This is a genomic window from Paenibacillus doosanensis (assembly GCF_025060755.1).
Taxonomy (GTDB): Bacteria; Bacillota; Bacilli; order Paenibacillales; family NBRC-103111; genus Paenibacillus_S; species Paenibacillus_S doosanensis.
The window spans coordinates 425,358-452,116 of record NZ_JANYUY010000001.1; the positions used below are offsets into that span (position 1 = coordinate 425,358).

The window sequence follows — 26,759 nt, forward strand, 5'->3', positions numbered from 1 at the left end:
CCGTTCGTCGGTTAGTAGTTGACCCATTTTTTCTGGCCGCGGAATTGGATTACCGTAATCAGCATAATAATGGCGAACATCACATAGGCCATAGCCGAAGCATAGCCGTATTCGTACCGCTGGAAGGCGGTGTAATAAATATCGTATACAAGTACGTGCGTGGAGCGTCCCGGCCCCCCTTTGGTCAGAAGGAAGATCAGGTCGAACACTTTGAACGAATTGATAATGCCCATAATGACGGTGAAAAAAATAACCGGCGACAGCATCGGAATCGTAATTTTGACGAGCTGGGACAGCTTGCCCGCCCCGTCGATTTCCGCCGCCTCGTACAAGTCCTTCGGAATCCCCTGCAAGCCCGCCAAATACAGCACCATATAGTAGCCGACATTTTGCCAGATCGTAACGATAATGACGGAGAACAGCGCCCACTGCGTCGAAGCGAGCCAGCCCGGAGGATGATCGACGCCGATGCTTTTCAGCATGCCGTTGATCGGCCCCATCGTCGGATTGAACAGCAGCTGCCAGACGACCGCGACGGCAATGGTTGCCGTAATATGCGGCAGAAAGATCGCCGTACGAAATATTTTGAGTCCCTTGATTCCTCTATTCAGCGCCACGGCCGCAAGAATGGCGAGCAGCAGCGTCAGCGGAACGGATACGACCATCATGACAATGCTGTTCAGCAGCGAAATGCGGAACGATTCGTCGCCGATCAGCCGCTTGTAATTGTCCAGTCCGGCGAACGTGATGTCTCCGAAGCCGTTCCAATCGGTAAAGCTCATCAGAAACGAGGCAACGACCGGAAAGCAAATGAAGATAAGAAAACCGAGTATATTCGGGAGCAAAAAAGCATACCCTACCAGCCGGTTTCGTCTCGTTAACGCTCTTGATGCCTGCATGCGTTCAGCTCCCTCCTGCAAACGGAATCGCGCCGTAATCCTAGGAATACGGGCGATCCCATTTTTTTATCTATTGTTTACCCGCTTTGTAATCCTTGGCGTATTTGTCCGCCCATTCCTTTTGCACGCGCTCGCCGATTTTTTGAATCGCTTGGTCGACGGTTTGGCCGCCGGAGAGGGCAAGCTCGCCTTCCTGTACATAGATGTTGCCGACAACGATGTTTTTCACGCCCGGCAGCAGCGGATATTCCGGATATTCCTTTTGCTCGACGAAGTAGTGGATGTTTTTCGGCTTCATGCTGCCGTCGCCTACATACGCTTTGCGGATGTCGTCATTCGTAAATCCGGTCAGGAAGCCTTTGGAAGCGAAAATTTTGGCGCCCTTCGCTCCGGTCAAATACTGCAGCAGCTTGAACGCCGCTTCCTTGTTCTTCGACTCCTTGTTGATCATGATCGACACCGGGGTCGCCAAGCTCGTATTAGGCGCTACGCCGGCCGGATGCGGGATCGGAACGACATCCCAGTCGAAGCTGATTTTTTTATCCGCTTCGGCTTGACGCAGCTGCGCGACATGCCAGTCGCCGATAATGTTCATCGCTACGTTGCCCTTCTGGAAGGCCGAGTTATAATGCGCCGAAGTCGTCACCTGCTCGGACCACGGCATGATCGAACCGTCCTGCTCCAAATCTTTGCGGAATTGCAGCGCTTTCTTAAACGGCGTCAAATCTTTGTCGATGATGGAAGCGCCGGTTTGAACTGCCTGCATGTACCAGGTTTGCGCCCATTGCTGCAAGTAAGCGCCGTAAACTTTGTTCGCGCCTTCGCCTTTGGTCATCTTTTTCGCCAGGTCGCGGAACTCATCCCATGTCATATCGGCTTTCGGATACGGCACGTTCATCTGATCGAACAACGTTTTATTATAGTACAGCATGTAATTCGATTTGCGGTAAGGCAGTCCGTAAATTTTATCGTTGACCTTCATCCCGTCCAGCAGCGGACCGAAGCCGGATACGTCGACATTGTCTTTTTTAATGTAATCGTCGAGCGGCTCCAGAATGCCCGTATCGAGGAACACATCCATATTGCCGCCGAACAGGTCGATCTTCTCTGCGCCGGACAGCTGCAAACGAAGCTTTTCATAATACTGCGCTTGCGGAATCGTCTCGAACTGGACGTTAATGTTCGGGTTGTCCTTTTTGAATTCCTCGTACGCCAGCTTGGTCGTCTCCAGATCGTCGGGCAGCACCGTCATGCGCAAATTGATTTCTTTGGAATCCGAGCCTGAGGCATTACCCGCTGCTTGATTCTCCGTTGTTTTCCCGCCACAGCCCGCCGCAACCCCTGCGAGCAGCGTGCCGACGAGAGCCAGACTCATCACTTTTTTCATTTTACATCCACCCTTTGTTTTGTTATCATAAGATTTACGTTTTCGCTGACCTAATTATAGGGGAATCCGATCCGTTTGCAGAAGGTGAATGTTTTATTCCCCCTCCCTTGCCTTCCACCCGCAAATTGTGTATATGGAGTCGTTCAACATGATCTATTTCACCTTGTTGTTTATCGTCTGTACGATTCTGCTTACCTACCGCAGATTGAACAGCCTGTCCACCCGATTTATGTTCGGCATTATCCTCGGATGGGTCATTTCGTTTGTTTCCTTTACGCTGTACTTAAGCAAATTCAACTATTACTACAACATTATTCATACGTTTTTCGACTTCAGCCCGGGCACCTGGAATTATCTCGTGCTGACCAAATTTAACGCCAACGCGCTGATCCGGATGCTGAACGGGGGCATTATCGCGTTCAACGGCTCGCTGCTGTGCTTCGCCATCTCCTTCACACGAACCGCCCGAAGGCGAGCGAACGCTTTCTTGTACGGGATTGTCGCCGTTTTTTCGCTGCTAACGTATTTGTTCTACGATCCCGGCGTCCAGATCCGGCTGCAGGGTCTTATCGTGCAAAGTCCGGAGGAACAGGGGGAGGCGCTGAGAAGTCTCGTTAACGCTCTGGAGACCGGGCTGCGCTATGCGGGATACGGTCTAATCTTGGCGGCCTTCTTCATGCTGCTGAACTACTATATCAATTATCCGAAAATCCGTTTTTTGAAAAATTATGCACTGTACCATATATTAAGTCTCGTTCCCGTCGTGCTGATTCATTTTCTGATGTTCTCGTGGGCGCCCAAAAATCTGGTGATCGCAACCTATCTGGAGGGCTATTACAATTATCTCCAGCCGCCGATCGGCTCGTACCCGTGGACGTTATATTTATTTCCGTATATCGTCTTTGCCGCGCTTGCGTTTCTCATCTTTATCGTATTCAAGTACAATTCGATCGAGGCGTATCATAAAAATCAGGACGTGCAGATCAACAAAAGCATCGACACCGCGTCGCTCGGCGCGAGAGCGTTTACACACGCCGTCAAAAACCATCTGCTCGCCGTCCGCTCGGAGGCCGAATATTTGAAGGAAAAATATGCCGATGACGAGGACACCTCTTACAGCCTGGACCTGATGCTGCAATCTTGCTCGTCGGCGATGGAGAGCATCAACGACGCGGTGCACAAGCTCAAATCGATCGAGCTGAACCTGCAGCCTTGCCGCCTGAACGCGCCGGTCAAGCAGGCGCTTGCCCGCATCCGGCAGGGGAACGTGCAGCCGAGCATCAAGGTGCTCGCCCATAGCGACGTACCGCTGGCCTACATGGATCAGCAGCATATGGCCGAGGCCGTGTTCAATATTATCGAAAACGCTTTAGAATCGATGGCCGGCACGCCGGACGGCACGATCACGATCCAGCTCGGCCGTCAGGACAGCTGGGGGATGATCTCGATCGCCGATACCGGGCCCGGCATGCCGGAGGAGCTGCTGGAGCAAATTTTCTCGCCGTTCTTCTCGACGAAGCCGTCGATTCATAACTGGGGCATCGGGCTGTCGTACTGCCATAAGATCATTACCGGCCACGACGGCAAAATCAGCGTGGAAAGCAAGCTCGGCCAAGGCACGACGTTCCGCATTTATTTGCCGGTCATTTAGAAATCGGAATTCCCGCAAGGGGGGAATAAAATATACCCCCGTATCCAAAATCCGGCGAGGAACGGCGGAGAGGACATTGGAATCCGAACAACGATAGACTCGATTTCAACAAGCGATTGGAAGATCAAATGGACGCCGCAGCGGACTTTTTCACCGTTAACAGATCTTTTTAATACAGTATGGGGTTGAAAAGGGAGGTCGCTTTACAGATGGAGAACAGAATCAAAGTGCTGATCGTAGACGATATGGAGGCGCACCGCCGCAGATTGGAGCGGATTATCGCGGGATGCGCGGATATGGAGAGCGTCGCCTCGGCAGGCTCCGGCTATGAAGCCGTCCTGTACGCCGCCATGCATCAGCCGGACATCGTGCTGATGGATATCGAGATGGAAGACCCGCTCGCCGGCATTCATGCGGCCAAACAAATTCACGAGAAGCTGCCGCATATGAAAATTATCGTGCTGACCGTGCATAAGGACGACAATATTATATTCGCCGCCTTTCAAACGGGCATTATGGACTATATTCTGAAAACCGCGGAGAAGGAAGAAATTATCGAGGCGATCCGTTCGGCCTACCATAACCGCTCGCCGATCCGGCCGATGATTGCGGAAAAAATCCGCGAGGAGTTCGTAAGAATCAAGAAAACGGAGACCAGCCTGCTCTATGTCATACAGATTATTTCGGAGCTGACGCCGAGCGAGCTGCAGGTGCTGAAGCTGCTGTGCGAGAACAAGACGCGCAGGCAAATATCGGAGGAACGCACCGTCGAATACGAGACGATCAAGAAGCAGGTCGGCAGCATTCTCAAAAAGTTCAAAATGCAAAGCACGGCCGAAGTCGTCGCCTCCGTCAACGAGCTGAAAATATTCGAAGTATTGAAAAAGCTGTAGCTCTCTCTTCTGAGCCGAACGTCCCTTGATCAAGCGCCCCCGAAGGTTAGACGCAGACTAACGATCGGAGGCGCGGATCATTCGCGGACGTTCGGGCTTTTTGCATATCGTCCTTCGCCGCGGACGGCTGCTATGCCTTTAGCTGCGGCTCCCCGCTTATTCCGGGCGCTTTTGCTGGTTCGAGACCTGCCCGCGCATCATATCGGGCGCATAACCAGACGATCCTCCCCCGCCCCGAAGCGAGTAAAATGGAGATTCCCGGCCTCATCGAGCGTAACGATATCGAAGGCGGTTTCGGTTAGCGTCCCCTCTTCCCTCTCCGGCGCCTCGGGAAAATCCCGGTGCGTCTGAGCGTTCAAGGTAGAGACCAGATGCCGTATTAAGCTCCAAACCCGGCGACGATCATAACTCCCAGTGCGACGATAGCCGAAGATATCACTCTTTTCAAGCCTTGGGCTTCCTTCAATACGAAAATGCCAAGCAATGTCCCGAACACAACGCCGATTTCGCGGATCTGAGAAATATGCGATACCGGAGATATGCTCATCGCATACAGAAACAGCAAATAAGAGCCCGGATTAAGAACCGCGCCGATCGCGATCCATTTCCAGTTCGCCGCCAGCTTCTCCTTCAGACGGTCCATCTTAAGCACCGGCTTGGTAATCCCCAGAACAAACCCGACATTGGCCACCTCCAGCAAGGTTAACGGCGACAAATGCTGCAGATTGAGCTTATCGACGAGCACATAGGAGGTCGTGCACAAGCCGACGCTGAACGCAAGCAAAACCGGCTTGAGCTCCACCGCAGCTCCTGCGCCGAACGTCCATCCGCTCATAATGAAAATGCCGGCGATTATGCAGAACAAACCGAGCCATCCCCACCCGGACAGCGATTCCCCGAGAAAAAACACGCCGATGGCCGGAATAAGCAGCGTCGAAGTGCCCCTCATGATCGGATACACCTGCGACAGGTCGCCATGCTTGTAGGTTTCGGTCAGCAGCAAGCCGTAGGCGGCCTGCAAACCTAGCGACAGCGCAATGAGCATATACCCTTCAAGCGATAAAGACGCGCCAGCAATTTCCCATACCGAGGAAGGGAGCAGCAGCAGGACGGAAGGAACAAGAATCGCCCATAGAAACAAGCCCTTCTCTTCGCTCTTCTTTGCAAATAAATTCCAGACCGCATGAGTAAGTCCGGAACAAATGACCAGCAGCACCGCAGCAATAATCAAGATTTCATCCCCTCTCTTATCCAACACACATAATAGCACACAAACACACAAATATTCAATATATCAAACAAAAAACCGCCCGTAATCGGACGGCTTCTATACACAATAACTCAGATTACTCATACACGATCTCAAGCCCATGGCTCTTGTACCGCTCGACGATCTCTCTGTCGATCAGCGGGTCTGTTACGTAGCGTTCCACTTCGTCGATGCCGCACACCTTCAGCAGCGAGACGACCTCGAATTTGCTGCTGTCGGCCAACGCGATCGTCCGCTTGGCGTTTTTGTGCATCAATTTTTTCAACTGCACTTCGCCGATGCCGAAATCGGTAACCCCCGCCTCAAGGGAAATGCCGGAGACGCTCATAAAGAACAAATCGGCATGAAACTGCGATACGAACGCTTCGGCCAAATCGCCGATCACGCCCCGCTCCTCGTTGCGAATGACGCCGCCGGTTAAAATAATCGTATAATGCGGCATCTCTACGAGCTCATTGGCGATCGGCAGCGAATTCGTAATGATCGTCAGCCGTTCGAATTTGGGCTTCAGCGCTTTGGCGAACTCGGTATTCGTCGTGCTGACGTCCAGCGCGATCGACTGCCCTTCCGTCACATAGCGGGTGGCGAGTTCTACGAGCTGTCTTTTTTCCTCTACGAATTTCGTCTCCCTGAATGTAAGCGGCTGCTCCTTCTTATAATCGATTTCCGCGGGAATCGCCCCGCCGTGAACTCGTTTCAGGAAGCCTTCCTTCTCCAGAAACTCCAGGTCCCGGCGAACCGTCTCGAACGATACGCCGAACATTTCGATCAGTTCGGAGACGACTACCGATTTTTCCTTATGCAATTTTTGAAGAATCGCTTGATGCCTTTGTTGTACGAACAAATCATTACATCCTTTCCGGTGGACGGTCGCGGCCCGCCTTCCCTGCCTTGAAACGTATCGTCAAACGTGTTCTCTCACGTATTTTATCATACTGCAGCCAAGGTTCAAAACGCATCCGCACATAAACGCACAATTCCCCACAATCCTCCCCCGCAAGCGGAGGCCGGAGTCTGTCTTCCCCGCCGAGCAAACCGCTCCATTTCGCGATATAATAGAGAAGAGCCGCGCTTCTGCAATCGTATCCCCCTAAGAATGAGAAAAAGGAGGCTTGACCGCATGGACATGAGCGGAAGCATTTATGAGCAGCAAACGGCCAGAGCCTTGAAGCGGTGGGAGCTGGAGCTGCTGAAGCCTCCGGGCTTTCTGGAGAAAACGTCCAAGGCCGTCTCGACGCGCATCAATCAGGTCATCCCGGATAAAGTGCATCAGACGATTACCGCAGCGGTCAAAGGCATCGTCCAAACCGCTTTGTTCAGTATCGAATATATGCCGAAAAACCCGCCGTTAGCCGGCCTGTCCTTGGCGCTGCGGGATCATAAAGCGGAGGAATTGCTCGGATTTTACAAAAAGCTCGCCGCCGCGGAAGGAGCCGGAACGGGGGCCGGAGGCATTTTGCTCGGACTGGCCGATTTTCCGATTTTGATCGGGATCAAAATGAAGTTTTTATTCGAGCTGGCTCACGTATACGGGCATTCGACGCGCGACTACCGGGAGCGGTTATTCGTCTTGTATTTGTTCCAGCTCGCCTTCTCCAGCCCATATAAAAAGCCGGAGCTGCTGCGCAAAATCGCCCTCTGGCCGGAGACGAAGCGCTCGCTCCCTCCGGCAGAATCGTACGCTCGCCACATCGACTGGCAAGAGCTGCAGCAGGAATACCGCGACACGATCGATTTCCGCAAAATGCTCCAGCTCGTTCCCGGCATCGGCGCCGTCGTCGGAGCCTGGGCGAATTACGGGCTTCTGGAGGAGCTGGGACGCACGGCGATGAACGGCTACCGGATGCGCTGGCTGCAGGAAGCCGGGCGTCAAGCCGAGCCAGGGCGGCTTGACGAATAGCAGCGCGAAGACCGCCTGACGATGAACGGTTTCATCGCCGAGGCGGTCTTCTGCCATTACGGCAGCCGGCTCTGCAGCTCCGAGCTCAGCCGCTCTCTCGTCAACGCCAGCCGTTTCTTGGCAAGGCCGGCGTAATGCGGCTCCTGCCATGCAAAGCCGTCTCCGGCATACCGGGGAAATACATGCATATGATAATGCCGCAAATCGTTGAAGGCGCCTCCGTTCTGAATGACGGTGATGCCGTCCGGACGGTACAGCGCCTTGAGCGCGGCTGATAACAGCGAGGAGGCTCTCATCACCGCTCCGGCCGTCTCTTCGTCCAGTTCGTCGACATCCAGCACATGCCGTTTGGGTACTATTAAAGTATGGCCATCCGAGAACGGTTCATGATCCAGAAGACAAGTTACCCACTGATCCTCGTATACGATTTGGGCTTGCTGGATGCCAAGAGCCAAACGGCAGCCGAGACATGATTCAGATCGGTTCAAAACGATTCCTCCCCCGAAGCTAATCCCATCCCCATTATACCATTTACCGGAACTACCGTATGCTGGTACGTTTTTTTCCTCGCGGCTATCTGCACATCGGCTTCCCCGGACTCGCCGTTCGTTACTTCGGCGCCGTTACCATACGCATGAGCATTTCGACCTTCGGAACCCGGTAGCCTGCGCCGTGGTGACCGCTAATGATCATAATGCCGGAGAGCACGGTCAAATATGAAGCGATAAGCTCCTCAGGATCGTCCGCCGCTATTTCGCCGGCCTGCTGGCCGGCCGCGAACAAGGGAAGCAGCTGCTCGACAAAAGCCTGCATCGGATATTGCTCCAGCAGCCGTTTGGCCTCCTCCGGAACGCCGTCCGACGTGCGTGCCTGATGAATGAACATGAAGTAAGACGATCCGCCCTCATCCAAAATAGCCTCCGTCAAGGCTCTGATTTTCTCCAGCGGCGAGCCTTGCAAATGGTTGATCTTGCCCAGCTCCAGCGCGGCTCCTTCCATCGCCTCCCGCACCAGAGCGTTGAACAGCGCGTCTTTGGATTTGAAGTAGTGGTACAGCAGACCGTGACTGATGCGGGCTTCCGCCGCGATCATGCTCATCTTCGTGCCTGCGCTGCCTTTATGGGCAAAAACCTTCATCGCGGCCCGCATAATCTGTTCCCTTCGTTCATCGCGAATCTGATGCAATTGTTCATCGTTCAAAGGCGACAATGGTACTCCCCCTCTATGGTACAGCTCTTTCGATATACAATGAGCGCTGACTATGAGTATACCATGTTTCATATCGCCTTACTTATAACGGCAAATGTCATTCGCCGCTCTTTTGCGGAGCAAACGGTTCATAAGGCAGCCGCGAGAAGGAAGGAACGATCTGATCCCACATCGCTTCGAGATGTTCGCCATATTCCCGGACCAGTTCGTCAAGCAGCTGCTTGCCTTCAGCCGTAGCATTCAAAATGGGCATAACCGTGTCGAAGCGCAGCATCTCCTCCGGCGTAACCGATAATGTATTGACGGCCCAGTACAGACCGTACAGCTTCTGATTTTGCGTCGTTCCTTGCTGCAGCAGCAAAGAGATATACCGGCTGGCAAAAGAGATCGCCTTCAGCGGCTCGGCGCCCTCATACTCTACGCCTTCCCACTGCAGATCGTTGGCGCAGTTGAGCCACCAGGCCGGTTCGATCACATCCTGCAGCCGCCGCAGCACATGCAGCTCGAACCCTTCCTCAGGTACGGACTGCCGCTCTCTCAGAGTCGCTTCCAGCACCTCGGCCTGAATGGCCGCCACCGTCATCCCTTGGCCGAAGATCGGATCATAGATGCAGATCGCGTCGCCGAGCGCGAGCAACCCGGACGGCCATTTCTCCATCCGATCATAGCGGCGGCGGTACAGCTCAGGCACGCGGAAACCGCGCGGAGGCGCAAGCGGCTCGAGCTGCCGGACGATCGAATCGATCAGCGGCGTCGGAAGCCCCGCTATCTCCCGTTCATAAGCCTCCGCCTCGACGGGAGGATATTGTCCGCCCGGCCGATACAGAAGCATTTCCGCAACCCCGTTCTCAATAAAGGAAAATACTCCGGTGAACGTACCTTTAGCGGGCTGCCCGGCAATATTGATCGTATCCCATGTTTCCATCAGATGATTCAAATGAGCGGGCACCTTATAGCGGCGCGTGCTGTAACCGAGCGCTACTTTGAGCAGATCCGGCCGCGGCACCTCGTAACCGGCGGCCTCCAGCCACGGAGTCAGCTTGGAGCCGCGCCCGCTCGTATCGACGACAAGATCGGCATTCCATGTGCTCTCCGCTCCTCCCCATCCCTTCTCGCGCAGCCGGATTCCCGTAACGCGGCTGCGATCCTCGTTCATAAGAAGCCCGGTAACCTCTTGCTTCACTTGTATCCGGACGTTGGCCAACTTCTTCACCTGGTTACGAAACGCCCATTCCAGCAAAGCTCTGCTGAACTTATAATCATGGCGGGGATTTTGTACATCCAGGCTGCCGTATTGATTGCCGTTATGCAGCCGTTTATTGAATACGGGGAGAGCGCCGCCGGCCAACAAATCGTCTTCATAACCCGGGAACAGCCGGTTGGTAATCTTCTTGCCGCGTTCCGTAAAACGGTGCGGATGAATCGCTTGCGGCGTGCCTTGCCGTTCCGAAGGCGATTCCGGAAGTTCGTCCCGCTCCACGATGAGCACCTCCTCGTAAAAGTCCGAAAGCACTCTGGCCGCCAGCAAACCCGCTATGCTTCCCCCGATAACAATCGCCTTTCCGGTTGTGAATCCGTTCTCCCCAGCTTGCAGTTTGCTTGTGTTCATTGTCATTTGAATCATCCTCCATTTTTTTGATTGATCAATTCAGTCAATAATGATGCAAAAAAATTTAACCGTACATGTAATCGGAAGCCGCCGGACTACGTCAATATTCTCATGCATCCAATTGCATGAAAATCTTAAGCCGCTTCGCTCTGCGCATCCTCAGCGCCGTTCCCTGGTGCGTCCTCCATCTCCTTCTTCCTCGCATGATGCAAAAAGTCGGAGCAGTGAATTCGTTCAGCGATAGTCATTTGAATGAATGATTAATTCATTTAACGTAAATTTACACTATATTCCTCCCTTTGTCAATAGGGTTTACTCCGATCAGCGAAAAAAAAGAAAGCTGCACGCGGCAGCTCTCTAAAGCCTTCCTATTCGGGAAGCAACACAAACGTCTTTTTAATGGACGGCACATCGACGGACATCTTCAAATAATCCGCTCTCGCCTGCTGATCGTTCGGATCGTACGGAACATCCGTCGGAGTATTGAATAAATAGACGAACCCGCTCTTCTCGCCGAGCTTGGTGATCGGAATCAATCCCTGAATCTCCTCGCCATCCGCCTCCCACGCTTTCTCGGACCAGACGGAAACCGTAAACAGCGTTCCCAGCACCGTCTTTTTATTTATAAATTCGATATTGGTGCCATTGGGAACCTGTCTCTCCTTCACTTCATACTTACCGTCCCAGCTCTTCGGGATTCGCAGCGTAAAACCGTGAGCTTTGTTCTCGTAAAGGACGGTATCGCCGAGCACGCCGCCATAAGCCTCCTGTGCGGCCGGGACGGGCTGCAAACGGTCGAACCGGCTCGTCAAACGATGAATGAGCAAGGCGGACTCCGCCCTGGTGAGAGGGTCCGATGGGCGGAAGCCTGCCGGAGTGCCGTCCGTTTTCCCTTCGGCTATCCCCTGATCCAGCATATATTGAACGGCATCGTCAACGCTGTAATTGCGCCCCGCCGCATTCGCCGCCAATTGCGCCGCTTTCCCTCTGTCGAAGCCGGCTTCTCCGGAAGCGGCGGCAATCGTCCAGCCGAGCTTCTTCGCATAGTCCGTATAAGGCGCCGCCCAGCCGGGCCCTTCGGTACTTTTGGCCAAATCCGCCGGATGATAGGCGCGAAGCAGCATCGCGATAAATTCATTCTCGTCTATCGCAGCGTTCGGCTTGAAGGTTCCGTCGGGATATCCTTCGGCGATCTGCTGCTTCACTGCCCATTCGATACCGGAATATCCCCAGAAGTCTTCGGAGACATCCGAAAACGGCACAAGCTTCTCTTGGGCATAGGCTAAGCCATGACTCGTTATTATAAGACTCATCAGCAGCGCGGCGGCAAAAAACGATTTTCGATGTTTTGTCATATTTCACCTCTTTGCGTCAATGCCCGCTAATCTTCGTCATACTCTTCTATATAAATAGACGAGACGGCGACAGATTAGTTGCACTCGCGATGCGCCCCATTATTTAGGTTACCAAGTAACCATTCCCTTCGCACCGGCGCCGGGATTGTTTAACAGCTCCATCACGGGAACCGTATACGCGACCAAAATGAGCACGACCAGCACGCCGACCCATACGCTCCAGCGCTCGAAGATCGCCGGCGTTGTCTCCGCGGCGTCGCGCACCTCGGCGATCGGGTATTCCGTGTACCCTTTAGGCGCCCGAAGCAGCATAACGACATTGAAGATGATCATCAGCACGCCGACGAACAAGATTGTGCCGCCGATCGCCATCACCACGTGATACGGCATCCACAAAATCGCGTCGGGGTGATCCTGGTACGTCGTATAAGCGGTGCGGCGCGGCGAACCGAGCAAGCCGACGGTATGCATTGAGCCCGACATGAAGAACATTCCGACCAGCCAGACGATCGTCTGGGCAATTCCCAGCTTGTGCATCAGCGGAGTCAGCACGCGTCCGGTCACCGCGGGGATCAGCCAATACGTGACGCCGAAGAAGGTCAGCGCCACGCTCGTCGCTACCGTCAGGTGGAAGTGGCCGGTAACCCACAGCGTATTATGCACGACCATGTTCATCTGATTGCTCGCATTGATCAATCCGCCCGCTCCCGCCGGGATAAAGATGAGCATGCCCATGAACGGAGCGAAAAACCGGACATCGCCCCACGGCAGCTTTTTCAGCCAGCCGAACAGTCCTTTCGCTCCAAGGGAACCGCCGTGCAGCTCGAACGTAGCGAACAGGGAAAACGCCGTCATTAACGAAGGAACAACGACCATGAAGGTGAGCACGACCTGCACGTATTTCCAAACCGAGGAAATGCCGGGCTCCATCAGCTGATGGTGAAATCCGACCGGTATCGAGAACAGCAGCAGCATAACGAAAGCCAGCCGGGCGAGCGCGTCGCTGAACATTTTGCCGCCGATAATTTTCGGGATGATGACGTACCAGCAAATATACGCGGGCAGCAGCCAGAAATAAACCAAAGGATGGCCGAAATACCAAAACAACGTCCGGCTCAACTCCACGTTGACCGTCTCTACCCAGCCGAATGACCATGGGATCAGCATGAACAGCACTTCAATCGCCACCCCGATCGTCGCAATAAGCCACATAAGCATCGTTACAACGGCCATGAAGGCAAACAGCGGCGACAGTCGGCCGTTATGCGTCCTCTTCCAATAGCGGTAATGGGTGAAAATGCCGAACCCGCTCATCCAGCTGCCGACGACGACCAGAACCAGCGCGACATAAAACCAGGGCGAAGCCTTCATCGGCGCGTAGAACGTATAGAGCACCGTCGCTTTATTGAGCAAAATCAGGACGGTAGCCAGCGCCGTTCCCGCCGTCATCAGGCCGTAGCCGAGCCAGCCGAGCGATCTGGCGATCGGCAGCAGATGGCCTCCCATCGTTTTGGCTATCCCCGAATACAGGAAGCCGATAATGAAGTAAGTAGTAAAAATAAGCGCCATCAGCACGCCATGCGCCGTAAGCAGCTGATAGTAGCCGATCTCGTAAGGCAGCTTGATCGCTCCTCCGCGCACCAGCCCCTGCAGCACCCCTGCGACGCCTCCCAGCAGCAGCGCCAGAAAGGCGAACAAAATATGAGCAAGGACCAGCGCCGAATCGCGGCGGTCGAAACGTTGGATATCGTTAGTCATGCTTCTACACTCCTTTGCGCGGGTTAACCGCACATAATGTGACTTTTTTCACAATATAATTGGAAATCGGCGGATTGCAGCGGGATAAGTCCTATTTGACCAAAATCCGCGTCTGCATCATCTCGTGCGCCGCGCCGCAATATTCGTTGCATAACACCAAATATTCGCCGGGCTTCGTAAATTTGTACGTCAAATGATTGACCTCTCCGGGCACGACCATCATATTGACATTCGTTCCGGGAATTTGAAATCCGTGAACGACGTCTTTGCTCGTAATGTGAAAATGTACCGTCGCTCCCGCCGGAATCTCCATATTCTCCGGACCGTAGCCGAATGCGAACGCTAACATGTAAGCGTCGTATTCGTTGTCGCCGATCTTCTTCAGCCCCAAGTCGTTAAACGGCGCGGTCTGTTCCACCGTCTCCGGATTGACGACTTCGCGATGGTGGCCGTGATCGTGATCTCCGGGCGGCTGCGCTCCTAGGGCGAATGCTCCGATCCCGAGCACGAGCAAAAATACGCCGAGCATGGATACCCCGAAAATAAGCCAAATTTTTTCCAACTTATGCATATGCATGCGTGACAACCCCTTCATTCGATTGGTTTACCCTCTGACCGCAAACAGTACGAATACCCCGACCCAGGTCAAAATAAGAAATGCCGCGAGGAGCATAACCGATGCGAAAGTCCCCTTCAACGACGTCTCGGCGTGATCCTTTTCCTTCTGTTCCAACCTGCCTCACTCCCTTCGGATGCTTACTTCTGAGATCATTGTAGGTCCCGTATGCCTTCGCCACTATGACCAAAGTCACATGCGACCGTTTTTGTTCGTGAACTTTGTATGGACGTCGGCACATCGTTTCATTGACCGCATTTTCGGGAGGATTGGGGCCGCTGGCCCGCCTGGAAACGGACGATCAGCACGTCTAAACCGGCGCTGCCAATCGTAACGGACACTGCAGACGTTATATAGTCAAATATCCCGGCTGTCGGATTTTTAAGGGACATGGGTGCAGTTATTTAATGAAAATGGGCTCTTGATAAAACGAATCGGGAGCATTAAGCGCTGTGGCGACCGTTACAATAGGAAGACGGCCGATTCTGGCAAAATAACGGCCATGGTGTCCGTAAGCGCTCTCGCCGGGCGCTGCGGCGGCTGCAAACAAAAAAAGAGTGCCAGCGAGTGGTTCTCGCTGATACTCTTTTTCGATGTTCCGATCTAGGGCGGCCGGGTTAAGGCGCCTGTGGCTCCGGCGCTGCCGTCGGGCGCTGCGCCTCGCTCTGCCCCCGCGCTGCCTCCGGCTGCGGCACCGCTCTCAGCTCCGGCACCGCCGTCGGGCGCTGTGCCTCGCTCTGCTCCCGCGCTGCCTCCGGCTGCGGCACCGCTCTCGGCTCCGGTGCTGCCGTCGGGCGCTGCGCCTCGCTCTGCTCCCGCGCTGCCTCCGGCTGCGGCACCGCTCTCGGCTCCGGTGCTGCCGTCGGGCGCTGCGCCTAGCCCTGCTCCCGCGCTGCCTCCGGCTGCGGCACCGCCGTCGGGCGCTGCGCCTCGCCTTGCTCCTGCGCTGCCGCCGCCTGCGGCACTGCCCTCAGCTCCGGCGTCGCCGTCGAGCGCTCCGCCGCTCCCTGCTCCTGCGCTGCCGCCGCCTGCGGCACTGCCCTCAGCTCCGGCGTCGCCGTCGAGCGCTCCGCCGCTCCCTGCTCCTGCGCTGCCGTCGCTTGCGGCACTGCCTGCGGCGCCGACTCCGGCTGCGCCGCCCCGCGGTCCGCCGCCGAATCCGTCGGCGTCTGTGCGGCTTGCCCGGACGCAGGCTTGTCCGCTTGCGCTCCGGCGGTGCCGCTATCCGCGCCGCTCTGCGTTCCGCCCGCAGCATTGCCATCCGCGCTCGCGCTCTTCTCCGCATCGCTTCCTCCCGAAGCGGAATCCGTCGGCGGATCGCTCTTCTGCCCTCCGCCAGCGCCGCTTCCCTGCGCCCCGCCTACCTGCCGGCCCGCCGCATCATCGCCGGACGCGCCGCCGCTGCCGCTGTTGTCGCTGCAGGCGGCCGTCGCCAAAGCGACGGCGAACGCCATAACCATAAGCAATGATTTTCTCATCCGTTCCTCTCCTTCACGTCATCATCTCTTTACCACTCTCTCATCGTAGCGCAGCGATGTTGCCGAAAAATCTCCCGGATGTAAACAAAGTGTAAACCCCGCAGTCCGAAGCGGCGGCAAAGCAAATCCCCGCATCACTGTCGGCGAAGCGACGGCGATGCGGGGATGGCCGATTGTCATTTGAATTCGATGATCAGAGGCGTTTTTGCCGGAACGACCTGAAGCGCGGGCGCAGGACGCGCTTCAAACCATTTTCTCCCGTTCAGCAATATTTTCTTATTATCCGGGCTCCAATCCAGCCGGGTCGGCACGATGCCTTTGTAAATGCTTTGTTCGTTCAAGACATTGTTGCCCTGCAGCTTGGCCGCATAGAGCGATTCGCTTTCCTTCGAGTAGACGATATATTTGGAATCGTTAGAAAGCTTGAATATGCCGACCTGCTCCAGCAGCACCGCGGTGCTGCTATTGCGCTTATCATACGTAATCAGCGCGCCGTTCGCTCCGCTCAGCACAATCTGATCGTCGCTGATGAAATCCACTCCGTCGGCATGGTTCAAGTTATGCTCATAGCGAAGCTCGAACGCGCCCTCGCTCAACGTCCCGTACGCCGCATACGGCTGACCGCCCTCCATCCTGACAATAACGGCGCTGGCCCCGTCATCGGCCGCCTTGGCATAGACGACCTGCCAGCCGGGCAGCGCCCAGGAGTTTACAGCGGCGGTCTGCCGGTCGTAAACGACCAAGGCCGCTTCGCCGAATCGGCTTTTTTCCTTGGCGTAGGCGACATACCGGCTGTTGTTCGACCATGCCAGCGGGCTCGTCCTGGCTGCGGCCGCACCGGCGTCGCTTTCGCTCATGACGGCTTCCTGGCGATCCGAAACGGTTGACAGCAAGCTGTATGTTTCCTTCTCCCCATCATAACGGGTGAGCGCTATATATTTGCCGTCGGGCGATACCGCGCCCAGCTCGATTCTTTCCGTCGCGGTATCCTGCCACGCCTCGCGGGTGCCCGTCTGATAATCGATCGCCGTTAAGTGCCGCCCCGCGCTGCCGCCGATCAGCCCGATCACCCGCCGATTGTCGATCCATCCTGCAATGTCGCTACCCGTGATATCCTGCTCCGGCAGCTTGTAAATTTTGCCGACTTCCAGCCCGTTATGACCGGAATCGGCCGACTCTCCCGCTTCTTCGGTATCGGGGATCACGACAATCTTGTCGCTCAGTCTCCCCGCGCATCCGGCCAGCGCCAGACAGAGCAGCGCGCAGAAGACCAGCGCTCCAAACCGTGCTACGATCATAATCCTCCCTCCTTGCTTATTCCTCGCGGCAACCGGATCACTACGGTCGTCCGCCCATCGGCGCCTGCGACGGCAATGCTTCCTCCGTGCTCGTCGGCGATCGCCTTGCTTATGCTAAGCCCGAGACCGCAGCTGCCGACTTCCTTGAATGCGCGCTGATCCGAACGGTAAAACGGCTCGAACCAGCGCTCCAGCTCCTCGGAACATATATCCTCGCCTTGATTGGCGACGACGATCCGCACATCTTCGCCGGAACGGGCCGCCTTAACATCAATGCCCGTATGGGCATAGCCGTATTTGATCGCATTGTCGATGACGTTGATCAGCAGCTGCCTCAGCTTCTGCGGGCTGCCGTTCACCTCGAGTCCGGCTTCCGCTTCGCATGCGATCGTCTTCTTATAACGCTCCGCCTTGATCGCCATGCCGTCGCACACATCCTGCACGAGTCGACCGGCATCGACTTCCTCGAACGGTTCTCGAACGGATGTTTCTTTGGAAAGCTCCAGCAGTTTAACGACCATCTCATGAAGCCTCCGGCTTTCGCCTACAATATGATTCATGCCCTTGTCAAAAAATGCTTCGTCGCCGCTTCCGTTGTCCTTGATCATTTCGGCATAGCCGAGAATCGTTGTGAGCGGCGTCTTCAGCTCATGCGTCACATTGTCCAAAAACCGCTTGCGGTGACGGTTCAACTCCTCCAACCGATCTCTGTCCTGCTCAATGCGCCCGATCTGCATCGTAATTTTTTCGATCATCCGGTTGAAATTATCCGCCAGCTTGCCGATCTCGTCTTTTCTTCTAAAACGGATACGGACGCCCAAGTTGCCTTCCGTCACCTCAGTGGAAGCTTTGGCCAGTTGTCCGAGGGGAATCGTAATATGTCTGGACAATAAGTAGGAGAATAGAAACGCCGCAGCAAAGATTGCTATCGTCACATAAAAAATAACGTCGAGTATATGTCTGCTCTGCTCATGCAGCAGCGAGAAATCTTTGGCGAAGCGCAAAATGCCTACTTTTTTGCCGTCCATCATAACCGGATAGGCGTAATACACCATGGCGGGACTATCCGAATAATGGAGCGTGTACGCCGTCTTGCCGTCCAGCGCCTGCTTCAAATCCTCGTCTCCCGCGGCCGCGAATGCCGAAGCGTCGGAAGTATACAGCAGCTCGCCCTTCACCGAATAGGCGCTGACTTCGCTTGAGCTGACATGCTGCAGCTCAGCGACCATCTCCTGCGCCATTTGCCCGAAATAAATTTCGTCGTTGCTGTAATGATTGATCATGAACGTCTGTTTCACGTAGACGCTGCTGTTTTTTTTCAGGCCGATCAAGTCCTCCGTAATGATGTTCTCGTTGCTCGTCTCGATAATTCGGACGACGAGAAGGTTCAACAGCAGCAGCGACGCCGCGAAAATGATAAAGAAGCCGAGCAAAAACTTGACCTTGATCGTCGAAATCATTCGGTTAGTTCACCTGCTTCTCCACTTTGTAACCGACACCGAACACCGTAGTGATCCAACCGCCTGCGTCGAGCTTTTTGCGGAGCCGCTGGATATGGATGTCTACAGTCCGGGTGTCTCCGGCATAATCGTAGCCCCATACGAAGTCGAGCAGCTCGTCCCGCGTAAACACTTTGCCCCGATAGCTGGACAGCGCCAGCAGCAGGTCGAACTCCTTGGGAGTCAAATCGACGACGGCATCGTTTTTCTTGACGACGCGCTCACTTTTAATTAACTCGATATTTTGAAACCGGATCGTCTCCTCTTCCGGCTCCGCTCTATGGGCTTGGGCCAATCTGCGGAGCACCGTCCGGATGCGGGCGATCACCTCGCGCAAATCGAAAGGCTTCGTGATATAATCGTCCGCCCCGAATTCCAAACCGAGAATTTTATCGGTAATATCCGATTTGGCCGTAATCATAATAATGGGAAGATTGCGGGTTTCCGTCACCTTGCGGCACAGATCGAGCCCGCTCATATCGGGAAGCATCCAATCGAGCAGCAGCAGATCGGGCCCGAACTCCTCCGTAAGGCGCAATCCTTCGGCGCCGGTGCGGGCAATCGTCGTGCGGAAGCCTTCTTTGTTCAAGCCGTAGGCCAGCAAGTCCGCAATCGCTTCTTCATCTTCTATGATCAATATTTTGCTTCTGTCCATGTATCCATTCGCACTCCTGTTCCTTAGAGCCTGGGGATAATGCGGTCTAACCGGTTCCTTTCGAAGGCCTCATAAATGAGCTTCCCAGCCGGCTCCCCGTTCCCTTGTTCTCCGCGCTTCTATGAAGATCGTAGCACAGTTACCCGCCTAGCCGCCACTTTGCGCCCCCTGCCTGCCGCGCTTCCACACGGCCCAGGCGCTGAACGCGTACAGCAGCGCGCTGCAATAAAATAAAGCGTCGATCGTAAGCCAATCGATCACATAGCCTCCGGCGATGACGGCGAAGCCCGACGCTATCGAGGTCCAAAAATGATAAGAGCCGATCGTCCCGCCGCGGGCCCCGGGCTGCGTATAGTCGGCGAGCAGCGCCTTCTCGCTCATCTTCTGCATCGCGCTGCAGGCTCCCATCAGAAATTGCAGCGCCAGCACCCAAGCATAGGAGTCGACCCAAGGGAACAGCAGCATCGCCGCCGTCATCCCGAGCGAACTGTATACCAGAATGGACAGCGCATGCCTGTCCAGCTTCTTCGCCACCCATTGCGAGACGGCGGCCGAGCTGATCGTGAAAACGGCGAACGCCAGCCCGTATTTCGAATACGTATTGCCCAAATTTTTCAAAAACAATAAATAATACGGATAAATCATCCCGGCCGCCAGCGTGACGATGCTCTGCGACCGGATCAGCCATTCGAGCCTCATTCAAGATTCCTCCTTGCCCTGCCCGGTGCCGGGCGGCTCCGCGTAATACTGCTCGTAAAAATAATTCATAAACAGCCGCTGCGGATCATACTTCGCCTTTTGCTCCCCAAATTCGCGGTAACGCGGATACGCCTGCTGAAACTGGGCTTGGGTCGGAAATGCGGCATAAGGCAAATAATACGTTCCCTGATGGGCAAGCACCCGATCCAATACGTTTTGAATGCTGCGGCGCGCCTTGGCCTGCCCTTCATCCGACAGCGGCATGTTGAACAGGCAGACGAGGGCGAACATATTTTGCTGCGCGTAGGACAGCATCGCTTCGTTATCCTCGTTCACATAACGCACCGTAATGTTCAGCAGGTTCAGCTCCTCCTGCGTCAGCACGCTGCGCAGACTATGAACGAATCCGGCGAATTGATCGACGGGGATAAAATATTCCTGCAGCAGATCGTTTTCTCCCGCCTGACGGTATTCCATGAACTCCGACTCGGAACGCATCGCATTGTTGCGGCTGATCCGGCTGTTCTGCTGCATCGAGAAATAGAGCTGCTGCAGGCGCCAAAACCCGTTTTTGCCCCAATCGAAAGCGCGGTTAAGATGAAACAGCAGCTTGGACGGAATGACGCCCTTCTCGACATCGCTCAATCGGTTGTAGTTTTGCAGCGGAGCCTCCCGGTCCACCGTATAGTTGATCGCGTACATCCGATCGAGCATATGATCCGGAGCGACCGAGATCCGGGCGATATGCATATGAACGTCGGGGTTGCCCTGCACCTTGTCGGCAAAATACCGCGCGTACTCTTCTACGCTTACGGCATCCGTATTCACTCTGTATACTTCATCCTCCGTCAGCGACAAGGTTACGTCCAATATGATGCCGAACAACCCGTAGCCGCCCAGCGCGAGCGGGAACAGCTCGGCGTTCTCCGTACGGCTAACCTGCCTCACCGAGCCGTCGGCCGTCAGCAAGCGGAACGATTCGACGCTTTTGATCAGCGAGCCGTTGCGAATGTCTCTGCCGTGCGCGTTAATGCTGATGGAGCCGCCGACGGTAAAAATATTTTGCGACTGCATCGTCTTGACCGACAGCCCGTACGGATTGACCGCGTCCTGCACATCCTTCCACGTCGCGCCCGCCTGCACGCGAACGGTCCGGGCCGCCGGGTCTACCGACAGCACTTTGTTGAAAGTGGTCATATCGACGACGATGCCGTCCTTGTAATACGTATGTCCTCCTTGGCTGTGCCGCTGACCGGCTATGGAAATCGTCAGATGCTTGCGCCTCGCCTCCTGCATAAGGTCCGCCAGCTGCCGCTCTTCGCGGCCTTCCGCCACCCGCTCCACCTTGACCGGATGCAGCCGGCTGTAATCGGTGACGAGATAAGGGTCCTGATCCGCGGAATCCAGCAGCTTGTACTGATACAGGCATACGGCGGCGAGCAGCAGCAGAACGATCGTTTTTTTCATAACCATACCTCCGCTTTCCATCCTCCTACCAACATACCATAAGATGGAAGACGGCGTCGATCGCTGCTGCCGCCGGGCCGGTCATTCTGTTATAATACTTGTAGACAACTGTCAATTATAGAATCAGGAGATTATACTATGGCCAGCAACCGCAAGCTTTTTACCGATCAGGACTTTCAGGAAGCGATGGATCGCCGGACGCCGATCCGCGTCTTCCAGGACGATCATATCGTAGATTCCGGCGTCGTCATTATCCGTTTTACCGGCGAATCGATAGTAACCCAAGCCGGGGTCAGCGATGTCACGTATCATTCGAGAGCGGGCTGCGAGTTTTTTGAAATGAGAAAGCGGTAAGCCGCTTCCTCATCTCCCGGCAGGCGCGGCTTCGGTTATCGGCAGCAGAGGCTCGGCGGTATAACCGCCGAGCGAGGTTCAAATGAGCCGAACATGTTTATGAAATGAACACTGGAGGCATAGGCAAATTCTCATGGAGGGGATAGGAAGATGAGCGGGAAATGGCATATTCGGGAGATCGTTAAGCTAACGCCTTCCTTATCGGAAGATTTGTCGCAGCTGCTAGTGGAGGTTGTTGAAGACGGAGCGTCTGTCGGATTTCTGCCGCCGCTGTCCCGCGAAGAAGCGAACAGCTATTGGAACGGCGTTCTTCAGCCCGGAATCCTGCTGTGGGCGGCCGTCATGGACGACGCCGCGGTCGGAACCGTCCAGCTGCAGCTGGCGCAAAAGGCCAATGCCTCGCATAGGGCCGAGATCGCCAAGCTGATGGTGCATCCGCTGGCGCGCCGCAAAGGCATCGCCAAAGCGCTAATGCATGCAGCGGAGAACAGAGCGAGAGAAGAAGGAAGAAGCCTGCTCGTACTGGATACGCGTGAAGGAGACGCTTCCAATCGTCTGTACTTGTCCATGGGCTACATCGAAGCCGGGCGAATTCCCGGGTATGCCCGATCGGCCGACGGCCGGCTGGACGGTACGGTATTGTATTACAAAACCGTGTAGTCCGCGCATCGAGACGCGGGCGGAAGAGTCTCCCTCTCCCGATCGCCGCGGCCGTCCATCCGCAGGCTGCCCGCACAACACCGCCGCTCATCATTGCCTGAACGACTCCAACGGACACAGCAGCCGCTATTTAGGAAAAAATCGGCCTGTTTGATTTTTAACGGACATGGATGCCGTTCGCTAACAACGATCGCCTCTTCATGGAGCGAATCTGCGCCAATAAGCGCTGTCGCGACCGTTGCATGTTGAAAAAAGCCGATTGCATCAAAATAACCGCCATGACGTCCGTTAGCGATGGAATCCGTTTGGCAACGTCAAAAGCCGCCGGTACAAGGTTTACAGACCTTGCCGGCGGCTCGTTCTCGTTAACGATAGGTCGGCCATACTTCGTGAGTGTACGCCATTTCCCAGAACATGTATTCATAATGGCTGCTGACGACGAAATGCTGCTTCATCCGGCGGCGGTCCGCTTCGGACACATGCTTGGCAATCTCGTCCAGGCGGTCAATCTGCTCCTGTACCAGCTCGCGGAACCATTCCCCTCCGTAAGCTTTGATCCATTCCTGATAAATCGGCTCTTCCGGCGCCGAGCCTTGAAGCTTCTCCCCGATCTCATAATACAGCCAGTAGCACGGCAGGATGGCGGCGATAATATCGCCGAGATGCCCGTTGTACGCCGCGCGAAGCATATGCGACGTATAAGCGTAGGCTGTCGGGGAAGGCTGGAACGCGGCCCGTTCCTCGGCGGTAATGCCCATTTGCTTGGCGAACGTTTCGTGCAGCGACAGCTCGGCGTTATAGGTGCCCTGCGCATGTACGGTCATCCGGTTCGCAACTGCCAAATCGTCGGCTTTGACCGCTCCCAGCGACTGCACTCTGGCGAATTGGGACAAATAGTAGGCGTCGTTCAATAAATAATGACGGAAGCTCGCCAGCGGCAGCGTACCGTCGGCAATGCCTTGAACGAACGGATGGCGGAAGCTGGCGTTCCAGCTGTCCTCTACGGCAAGTCTCAGCTCTTCGGAAAATTTCATCGGTTTCTCTCCTCCTGACCGGGACCTGCAAGTCCCGGAAAGTATCGTTTGCGCCCTCGATAGTTCCACCCGAAGCTTTCGGTGAACGGCAGGGCGTCAGTTCACTTGATACCGCACATCCCCGACATGGAAATACGGGAAATGCTGGCCGATATACAGCGCGGCAAGCACCGCCGCCGTCAAGTATAAGAGCAGGTACGCATCGCGCAGCGAGAAGCCGATGCGATAGTAATACGTGCGCGCGCGAGCCGAAGAGAAGCGCTTGGCCTCCATCGCCACGGCGATACGCTGCGCCCGGCGGATGCTCTGCGCGAGCAGCGGGATCGCGTACAGGCGCAGCGTCTCGTACACGCCGCCGAGACCGGCCCGCCGCTTGACGCCGCGCACCTTCAGCGCCATGCCGAGCGTATGAAACTCGCCGACCATGATCGGCATCAGCCTGAGCGCGGCCATAAAGCTGTAGGCGAACTTCGGCGGCAGCTTGCACTGCTGCATCAGCGAGTAGAACAGCGCGACGGGTCTGGTCGTCAGCGCGAAGATCAATCCGGTCAAAGCCATGTTGACGGTTTTGAAGCCGATATGCAGCCCCCGATAGAAGCTCTCCTCCGTTATGCGGACCAGCCCCCAGCGCAGCCAGGTCGTGTCGCCTTTGCCGAACAGCATCATCGACATCGACGATGAGACGAACAAGAGCGCGAACGGCAGGAACATCAAGAGCAGCCTGCGCAGCGGATGTCCGGAGAAGAGCAGCAGCAGGAGCAGCTGCGCCGCCGTGACGTTGATCAATACGTTGATGTTATCTGTAAACAGCACCACGAAGAACAGCAAGAGCGACAGCAGCAGCTTCGCGCTCGGATTTACCCGGTGCAGCCATGTTTCCTCATAGGACAAAAAGTTGTCCACGGCAGTTCACTTCCTTTTTGCCACGCTTCAAAATTTTACGCTTCAACCGGCAGCGCGCCGGACGGCGGCGTTTCGGCGACATCCGAAGAAGAAGCTTCCTCCGCCGCCCGCAAATATTGCCGCGGCTGCAGGTCCTTGGCCAACCTCCCGCGTTCGATCTCCCAGACGCGGGTGGCGAAATAGCGGACGATGTCCAAATCATGCGTCACCATGATGATTGTCGTCCCCTGCCGCCGCCAGGCTTCCAGCTTCTCCAGGATGGCGAACGTATTCGCCGCATCCTGTCCGAAGGTCGGCTCATCCAGCAGCACGAGCCGCTGCTCCTTGACCATGGCGGTAGCGACGCTAAGCCGCCGCTTCTGCCCGAGGGACAGCTGATACGGATGCTGGCTCCGCTGTTCCTCGAGGCCGAATTCCTCCAGCAGCGCAAGCGCCTGCTTCTCCGCGCCCAGGACACCGTCGCGCCGGAAGCCGAACGCCGCCTCGTCGAGCACCGAATGCGTGACGAACTGCATCTCCGGATTCTGGAACACGTAGGCGGCGCAATCCGCCACATCCTTGAATCCGCGCACTTCCCGTCCCGCGAGCCGGTACGCCTCGCCCGAAGCCGGGATCAGCTGCATCATCGCCTGCAGCAGCGTGCTTTTGCCTGCGCCGTTCTCTCCGACTACGGCGATCCATTCGCCGGGGCCGGCCTGCGCTTCGTCCACGTGCATCTTGGGCTCCCGCCCGCGGAAGGCGGTGAACTGCTTCAACTGAAGGAGCGGATTTCCGTACTCCCTGCCGGCCGCCGGCCCGGCCCCATCCGCATCCCGAAGCGCCCGGTACGCCGCGCCGGCGGCATAATCGCTCCATACGCCCGGATACCAAATGCCGAATTGCTGCAGCCGTTCCTTGTGCCGGTCGAAGACGGTCTCCGGCGAGCCGTCCGCCAAGATAGCGCCGTCGTGAGTGAAAAGCACGACACGATCGACAAAATCGATCACCTCGTCGATTTTATGTTCTACAATAAGTACGGTCTTGTCTTTGCCGATCTGCTTGATCGTATCCCATACCTGCTTCGTCCCTTCCGGATCGAGCAGGGCGGTCGGCTCGTCGAAGAACAGCACTTCCGGCTCCAGAGCCAATACGGACGCAATCGCAAGCCGCTGCTTCATCCCTTGAGACATCGACTGAATATCCAGATGAAGCTTAGGCAAATTCAATCCGACCTGCCGGAGCCCCTGCTCGATCCGGGCGGTCATCTCTTCCCGGGGAACTCCCAGATTCTCCAGCACGAACGCCATCTCCTCATCCACAAACGGCATGCAAAACTGGGTGTCGGGATCTTGGAACACATATCCCCAGGACGGGGGAATGACAATCTCGTCGAATTTGACGGGAATCTCAATAACATCCGGGATGAGCCCGGTCAGCACCTGAAGCAGGGTCGACTTGCCGCAGCCGCTCGGACCGAGCAGCAGCACCTTTTGCCCCGTGTTGACCGAGAACGAAATATCGTCGAACAGCAGCGACGGACTGCCGGCGAACTTCAGCCGCAAACCGGTGACGGATGTGCTGACCGGCATCATTTTCTACGCTCCAGCGCCTGGTAATCGGCACGGCTGGCCGGACGGACCAGCTGCGTCACGCCGGTCGCCTCCAGCGCCTTGACGAGCCAGTAAGCGCACAGCCCGGTAAAGAACACCGAACCGATAAAGCGGAAGGCGAAATACAGCAGCAAATTCCATGATTGCAGATCGGTCAAATAGCCTTTGAAGGCGTCGAATACGAGCGAAGCCGCCGCCGAACCGACTCCCGCAAGGCATGCCGTCGCCGCCGAGAAGCTGCGGTAGCGGAATAAAGCGAAAACCAGCTCCGCCAGCAGCCCTTGCGCAATCCCGTAAGTCAGCGATTCCACGCCGTATTGCGAGCCTGAGATCAATTCTCCCGACGCCGCCGCCACTTCGGCCAGCAAGGCGACGCCCGGCTTGCGTATGATCAGCGCCGCAACGGTAGCGGCCATAAACCAAACGCCGTATACGAGCTGATCGAGCTGCAGCCCGGCCAGCTTCACTACATTGGAGACGTCCCCCCACAACCGGTAAATAATGCCGAATACGATCGCGATGACGATCGTAACCAGGATGTCCGTCAATTTTAACCCTTTGGACATGTAAACCCAC

General features: G+C 55.8%; 26 protein-coding genes. 5 read left to right on the top strand and 21 right to left on the bottom strand.

Annotated elements, in window-relative coordinates:
- Positions 1-11: 11 nt before the first annotated feature.
- Both N0M98_RS01855 and N0M98_RS01860 read right to left on the bottom strand, forming a co-directional pair.
- The gene (locus tag N0M98_RS01855; RefSeq protein WP_259616771.1) at positions 12-899 is read right to left on the bottom strand and encodes a carbohydrate ABC transporter permease; all 888 of its coding nucleotides are present in this window, start codon (positions 897-899) and stop codon (positions 12-14) included.
- Between the two features lie 70 nt (positions 900-969).
- Entirely contained in the window at positions 970-2,286 is a 1,317-nt protein-coding gene (locus N0M98_RS01860; RefSeq protein ID WP_249862120.1) for an ABC transporter substrate-binding protein, read from the bottom strand.
- A gap of 148 nt (positions 2,287-2,434) precedes the next feature.
- On the opposite strand from N0M98_RS01860, the gene N0M98_RS01865 reads away from it, so the two are divergent.
- Together N0M98_RS01865 and N0M98_RS01870 are read left to right on the top strand one after the other, a co-directional pair.
- Positions 2,435-3,937 (top strand): ATP-binding protein, encoded by a 1,503-nt coding sequence (locus tag N0M98_RS01865; protein WP_259616772.1) that lies wholly within the window; start codon positions 2,435-2,437, stop codon positions 3,935-3,937.
- Between the two features lie 209 nt (positions 3,938-4,146).
- Positions 4,147-4,830 carry a response regulator transcription factor gene (locus tag N0M98_RS01870; RefSeq protein ID WP_249862118.1) on the top strand — a complete coding sequence of 228 codons (684 nt, stop codon included), beginning with the start codon at positions 4,147-4,149 and terminating at the stop codon, positions 4,828-4,830.
- Between the two features lie 379 nt (positions 4,831-5,209).
- On the opposite strand, the gene N0M98_RS01875 is transcribed toward N0M98_RS01870, so the two are convergent.
- Both N0M98_RS01875 and N0M98_RS01880 read right to left on the bottom strand, forming a co-directional pair.
- The gene (locus tag N0M98_RS01875) at positions 5,210-6,061 is read right to left on the bottom strand and encodes an EamA family transporter (RefSeq protein WP_259616773.1); all 852 of its coding nucleotides are present in this window, start codon (positions 6,059-6,061) and stop codon (positions 5,210-5,212) included.
- Positions 6,062-6,176: 115 nt separating this feature from the next.
- The gene (locus N0M98_RS01880) at positions 6,177-6,944 is read right to left on the bottom strand and encodes a DeoR/GlpR family DNA-binding transcription regulator (RefSeq protein WP_249862116.1); all 768 of its coding nucleotides are present in this window, start codon (positions 6,942-6,944) and stop codon (positions 6,177-6,179) included.
- A 276-nt stretch (positions 6,945-7,220) separates the two neighbouring features.
- On the opposite strand from N0M98_RS01880, the gene N0M98_RS01885 reads away from it, so the two are divergent.
- Positions 7,221-8,000: an EcsC family protein gene (locus N0M98_RS01885; RefSeq protein ID WP_259616774.1), complete on the top strand. Its 780-nt coding sequence runs from the start codon at positions 7,221-7,223 to the stop codon at positions 7,998-8,000.
- 56 nt (positions 8,001-8,056) lie between these two features.
- On the opposite strand, the gene N0M98_RS01890 is transcribed toward N0M98_RS01885, so the two are convergent.
- The 13 genes from N0M98_RS01890 to N0M98_RS01950 all read right to left on the bottom strand — a co-directional run bounded on the left by N0M98_RS01890 (position 8,057) and on the right by N0M98_RS01950 (position 21,643).
- A complete protein-coding gene (locus tag N0M98_RS01890; protein ID WP_259616775.1) occupies positions 8,057-8,488 on the bottom strand; it encodes an HIT family protein in 432 nt (143 codons plus the stop codon).
- Between the two features lie 121 nt (positions 8,489-8,609).
- Positions 8,610-9,209 carry a TetR/AcrR family transcriptional regulator gene (locus N0M98_RS01895; RefSeq protein ID WP_249862113.1) on the bottom strand — a complete coding sequence of 200 codons (600 nt, stop codon included), beginning with the start codon at positions 9,207-9,209 and terminating at the stop codon, positions 8,610-8,612.
- A gap of 97 nt (positions 9,210-9,306) precedes the next feature.
- The gene (locus N0M98_RS01900; RefSeq protein WP_259616776.1) at positions 9,307-10,824 is read right to left on the bottom strand and encodes an FAD-dependent oxidoreductase; all 1,518 of its coding nucleotides are present in this window, start codon (positions 10,822-10,824) and stop codon (positions 9,307-9,309) included.
- A 362-nt stretch (positions 10,825-11,186) separates the two neighbouring features.
- Positions 11,187-12,173, bottom strand: a complete 987-nt coding sequence (locus N0M98_RS01905) for an S-layer homology domain-containing protein (protein WP_259616777.1) — start codon at positions 12,171-12,173, stop codon at positions 11,187-11,189.
- Between the two features lie 108 nt (positions 12,174-12,281).
- Complete coding sequence (locus N0M98_RS01910) at positions 12,282-13,931, bottom strand: b(o/a)3-type cytochrome-c oxidase subunit 1 (protein WP_249862110.1); 1,650 nt, start codon at positions 13,929-13,931, stop codon at positions 12,282-12,284.
- 91 nt (positions 13,932-14,022) lie between these two features.
- Positions 14,023-14,508 (bottom strand): cytochrome c oxidase subunit II, encoded by a 486-nt coding sequence (locus N0M98_RS01915; RefSeq protein ID WP_249862109.1) that lies wholly within the window; start codon positions 14,506-14,508, stop codon positions 14,023-14,025.
- A 27-nt stretch (positions 14,509-14,535) separates the two neighbouring features.
- Positions 14,536-14,664 (bottom strand): cytochrome c oxidase subunit 2A, encoded by a 129-nt coding sequence (locus N0M98_RS01920; protein WP_249862108.1) that lies wholly within the window; start codon positions 14,662-14,664, stop codon positions 14,536-14,538.
- Between the two features lie 758 nt (positions 14,665-15,422).
- Positions 15,423-16,025 carry a hypothetical protein gene (locus N0M98_RS01925; RefSeq protein WP_259616778.1) on the bottom strand — a complete coding sequence of 201 codons (603 nt, stop codon included), beginning with the start codon at positions 16,023-16,025 and terminating at the stop codon, positions 15,423-15,425.
- 176 nt (positions 16,026-16,201) lie between these two features.
- Positions 16,202-17,323 carry a hypothetical protein gene (locus N0M98_RS01930; RefSeq protein ID WP_259616779.1) on the bottom strand — a complete coding sequence of 374 codons (1,122 nt, stop codon included), beginning with the start codon at positions 17,321-17,323 and terminating at the stop codon, positions 16,202-16,204.
- Positions 17,320-18,783, bottom strand: a complete 1,464-nt coding sequence (locus N0M98_RS01935; protein WP_259616780.1) for a sensor histidine kinase — start codon at positions 18,781-18,783, stop codon at positions 17,320-17,322. Before N0M98_RS01935 ends, N0M98_RS01930 begins: the two co-directional genes overlap by 4 nt.
- 4 nt (positions 18,784-18,787) lie before the next feature.
- Positions 18,788-19,477, bottom strand: coding sequence for a response regulator (locus N0M98_RS01940; RefSeq protein ID WP_249862104.1), 690 nt, complete (start codon positions 19,475-19,477; stop codon positions 18,788-18,790).
- A 147-nt stretch (positions 19,478-19,624) separates the two neighbouring features.
- Complete coding sequence (locus tag N0M98_RS01945) at positions 19,625-20,176, bottom strand: MFS transporter (protein WP_259616781.1); 552 nt, start codon at positions 20,174-20,176, stop codon at positions 19,625-19,627.
- Entirely contained in the window at positions 20,177-21,643 is a 1,467-nt protein-coding gene (locus N0M98_RS01950) for an FAD-binding oxidoreductase (RefSeq protein ID WP_259616782.1), read from the bottom strand.
- Positions 21,644-21,781: 138 nt separating this feature from the next.
- Between N0M98_RS01950 and N0M98_RS01955 the strand changes: the two genes are divergently transcribed.
- Together N0M98_RS01955 and N0M98_RS01960 are read left to right on the top strand one after the other, a co-directional pair.
- A complete protein-coding gene (locus N0M98_RS01955; RefSeq protein ID WP_249862101.1) occupies positions 21,782-21,997 on the top strand; it encodes a hypothetical protein in 216 nt (71 codons plus the stop codon).
- Positions 21,998-22,147: 150 nt separating this feature from the next.
- Complete coding sequence (locus N0M98_RS01960; protein WP_249862100.1) at positions 22,148-22,657, top strand: GNAT family N-acetyltransferase; 510 nt, start codon at positions 22,148-22,150, stop codon at positions 22,655-22,657.
- Between the two features lie 365 nt (positions 22,658-23,022).
- Here N0M98_RS01960 and tenA read toward each other — a convergent pair whose 3' ends face one another.
- The 4 genes from tenA to N0M98_RS01980 form a co-directional block, all read right to left on the bottom strand.
- Complete coding sequence (tenA, locus tag N0M98_RS01965; protein WP_249862099.1) at positions 23,023-23,691, bottom strand: thiaminase II; 669 nt, start codon at positions 23,689-23,691, stop codon at positions 23,023-23,025.
- A gap of 96 nt (positions 23,692-23,787) precedes the next feature.
- Positions 23,788-24,594, bottom strand: coding sequence for an energy-coupling factor transporter transmembrane component T family protein (locus N0M98_RS01970; protein WP_249862098.1), 807 nt, complete (start codon positions 24,592-24,594; stop codon positions 23,788-23,790).
- A 35-nt stretch (positions 24,595-24,629) separates the two neighbouring features.
- Positions 24,630-26,162 carry an ABC transporter ATP-binding protein gene (locus N0M98_RS01975; protein WP_259616872.1) on the bottom strand — a complete coding sequence of 511 codons (1,533 nt, stop codon included), beginning with the start codon at positions 26,160-26,162 and terminating at the stop codon, positions 24,630-24,632.
- Entirely contained in the window at positions 26,162-26,749 is a 588-nt protein-coding gene (locus tag N0M98_RS01980; RefSeq protein ID WP_259616783.1) for an ECF transporter S component, read from the bottom strand. Before N0M98_RS01980 ends, N0M98_RS01975 begins: the two co-directional genes overlap by 1 nt.
- Positions 26,750-26,759: the final 10 nt, after the last annotated feature.

What these genes read in the sequence shown, in the direction of transcription:
- N0M98_RS01855 (WP_259616771.1), bottom strand. Translation starts at nt 899, where the DNA reads ATGCAGGCATCAAGAGCGTTAACGAGACGAAACCGGCTGGTAGGGTAT.
- N0M98_RS01860 (WP_249862120.1), bottom strand. Translation starts at nt 2,286, where the DNA reads ATGAAAAAAGTGATGAGTCTGGCTCTCGTCGGCACGCTGCTCGCAGGG.
- N0M98_RS01865 (WP_259616772.1), top strand. Translation starts at nt 2,435, where the DNA reads ATGATCTATTTCACCTTGTTGTTTATCGTCTGTACGATTCTGCTTACC.
- N0M98_RS01870 (WP_249862118.1), top strand. Translation starts at nt 4,147, where the DNA reads ATGGAGAACAGAATCAAAGTGCTGATCGTAGACGATATGGAGGCGCAC.
- N0M98_RS01885 (WP_259616774.1), top strand. Translation starts at nt 7,221, where the DNA reads ATGGACATGAGCGGAAGCATTTATGAGCAGCAAACGGCCAGAGCCTTG.
- N0M98_RS01900 (WP_259616776.1), bottom strand. Translation starts at nt 10,824, where the DNA reads ATGACAATGAACACAAGCAAACTGCAAGCTGGGGAGAACGGATTCACA.
- N0M98_RS01905 (WP_259616777.1), bottom strand. Translation starts at nt 12,173, where the DNA reads ATGACAAAACATCGAAAATCGTTTTTTGCCGCCGCGCTGCTGATGAGT.
- N0M98_RS01910 (WP_249862110.1), bottom strand. Translation starts at nt 13,931, where the DNA reads ATGACTAACGATATCCAACGTTTCGACCGCCGCGATTCGGCGCTGGTC.
- N0M98_RS01915 (WP_249862109.1), bottom strand. Translation starts at nt 14,508, where the DNA reads ATGCATATGCATAAGTTGGAAAAAATTTGGCTTATTTTCGGGGTATCC.
- N0M98_RS01925 (WP_259616778.1), bottom strand. Translation starts at nt 16,025, where the DNA reads ATGAGAAAATCATTGCTTATGGTTATGGCGTTCGCCGTCGCTTTGGCG.
- N0M98_RS01930 (WP_259616779.1), bottom strand. Translation starts at nt 17,323, where the DNA reads ATGATCGTAGCACGGTTTGGAGCGCTGGTCTTCTGCGCGCTGCTCTGT.
- N0M98_RS01935 (WP_259616780.1), bottom strand. Translation starts at nt 18,783, where the DNA reads ATGATTTCGACGATCAAGGTCAAGTTTTTGCTCGGCTTCTTTATCATT.
- N0M98_RS01940 (WP_249862104.1), bottom strand. Translation starts at nt 19,477, where the DNA reads ATGGACAGAAGCAAAATATTGATCATAGAAGATGAAGAAGCGATTGCG.
- N0M98_RS01945 (WP_259616781.1), bottom strand. Translation starts at nt 20,176, where the DNA reads ATGAGGCTCGAATGGCTGATCCGGTCGCAGAGCATCGTCACGCTGGCG.
- N0M98_RS01950 (WP_259616782.1), bottom strand. Translation starts at nt 21,643, where the DNA reads ATGAAAAAAACGATCGTTCTGCTGCTGCTCGCCGCCGTATGCCTGTAT.
- N0M98_RS01955 (WP_249862101.1), top strand. Translation starts at nt 21,782, where the DNA reads ATGGCCAGCAACCGCAAGCTTTTTACCGATCAGGACTTTCAGGAAGCG.
- N0M98_RS01960 (WP_249862100.1), top strand. Translation starts at nt 22,148, where the DNA reads ATGAGCGGGAAATGGCATATTCGGGAGATCGTTAAGCTAACGCCTTCC.
- tenA (WP_249862099.1), bottom strand. Translation starts at nt 23,691, where the DNA reads ATGAAATTTTCCGAAGAGCTGAGACTTGCCGTAGAGGACAGCTGGAAC.
- N0M98_RS01975 (WP_259616872.1), bottom strand. Translation starts at nt 26,162, where the DNA reads ATGCCGGTCAGCACATCCGTCACCGGTTTGCGGCTGAAGTTCGCCGGC.
- N0M98_RS01980 (WP_259616783.1), bottom strand. Translation starts at nt 26,749, where the DNA reads ATGTCCAAAGGGTTAAAATTGACGGACATCCTGGTTACGATCGTCATC.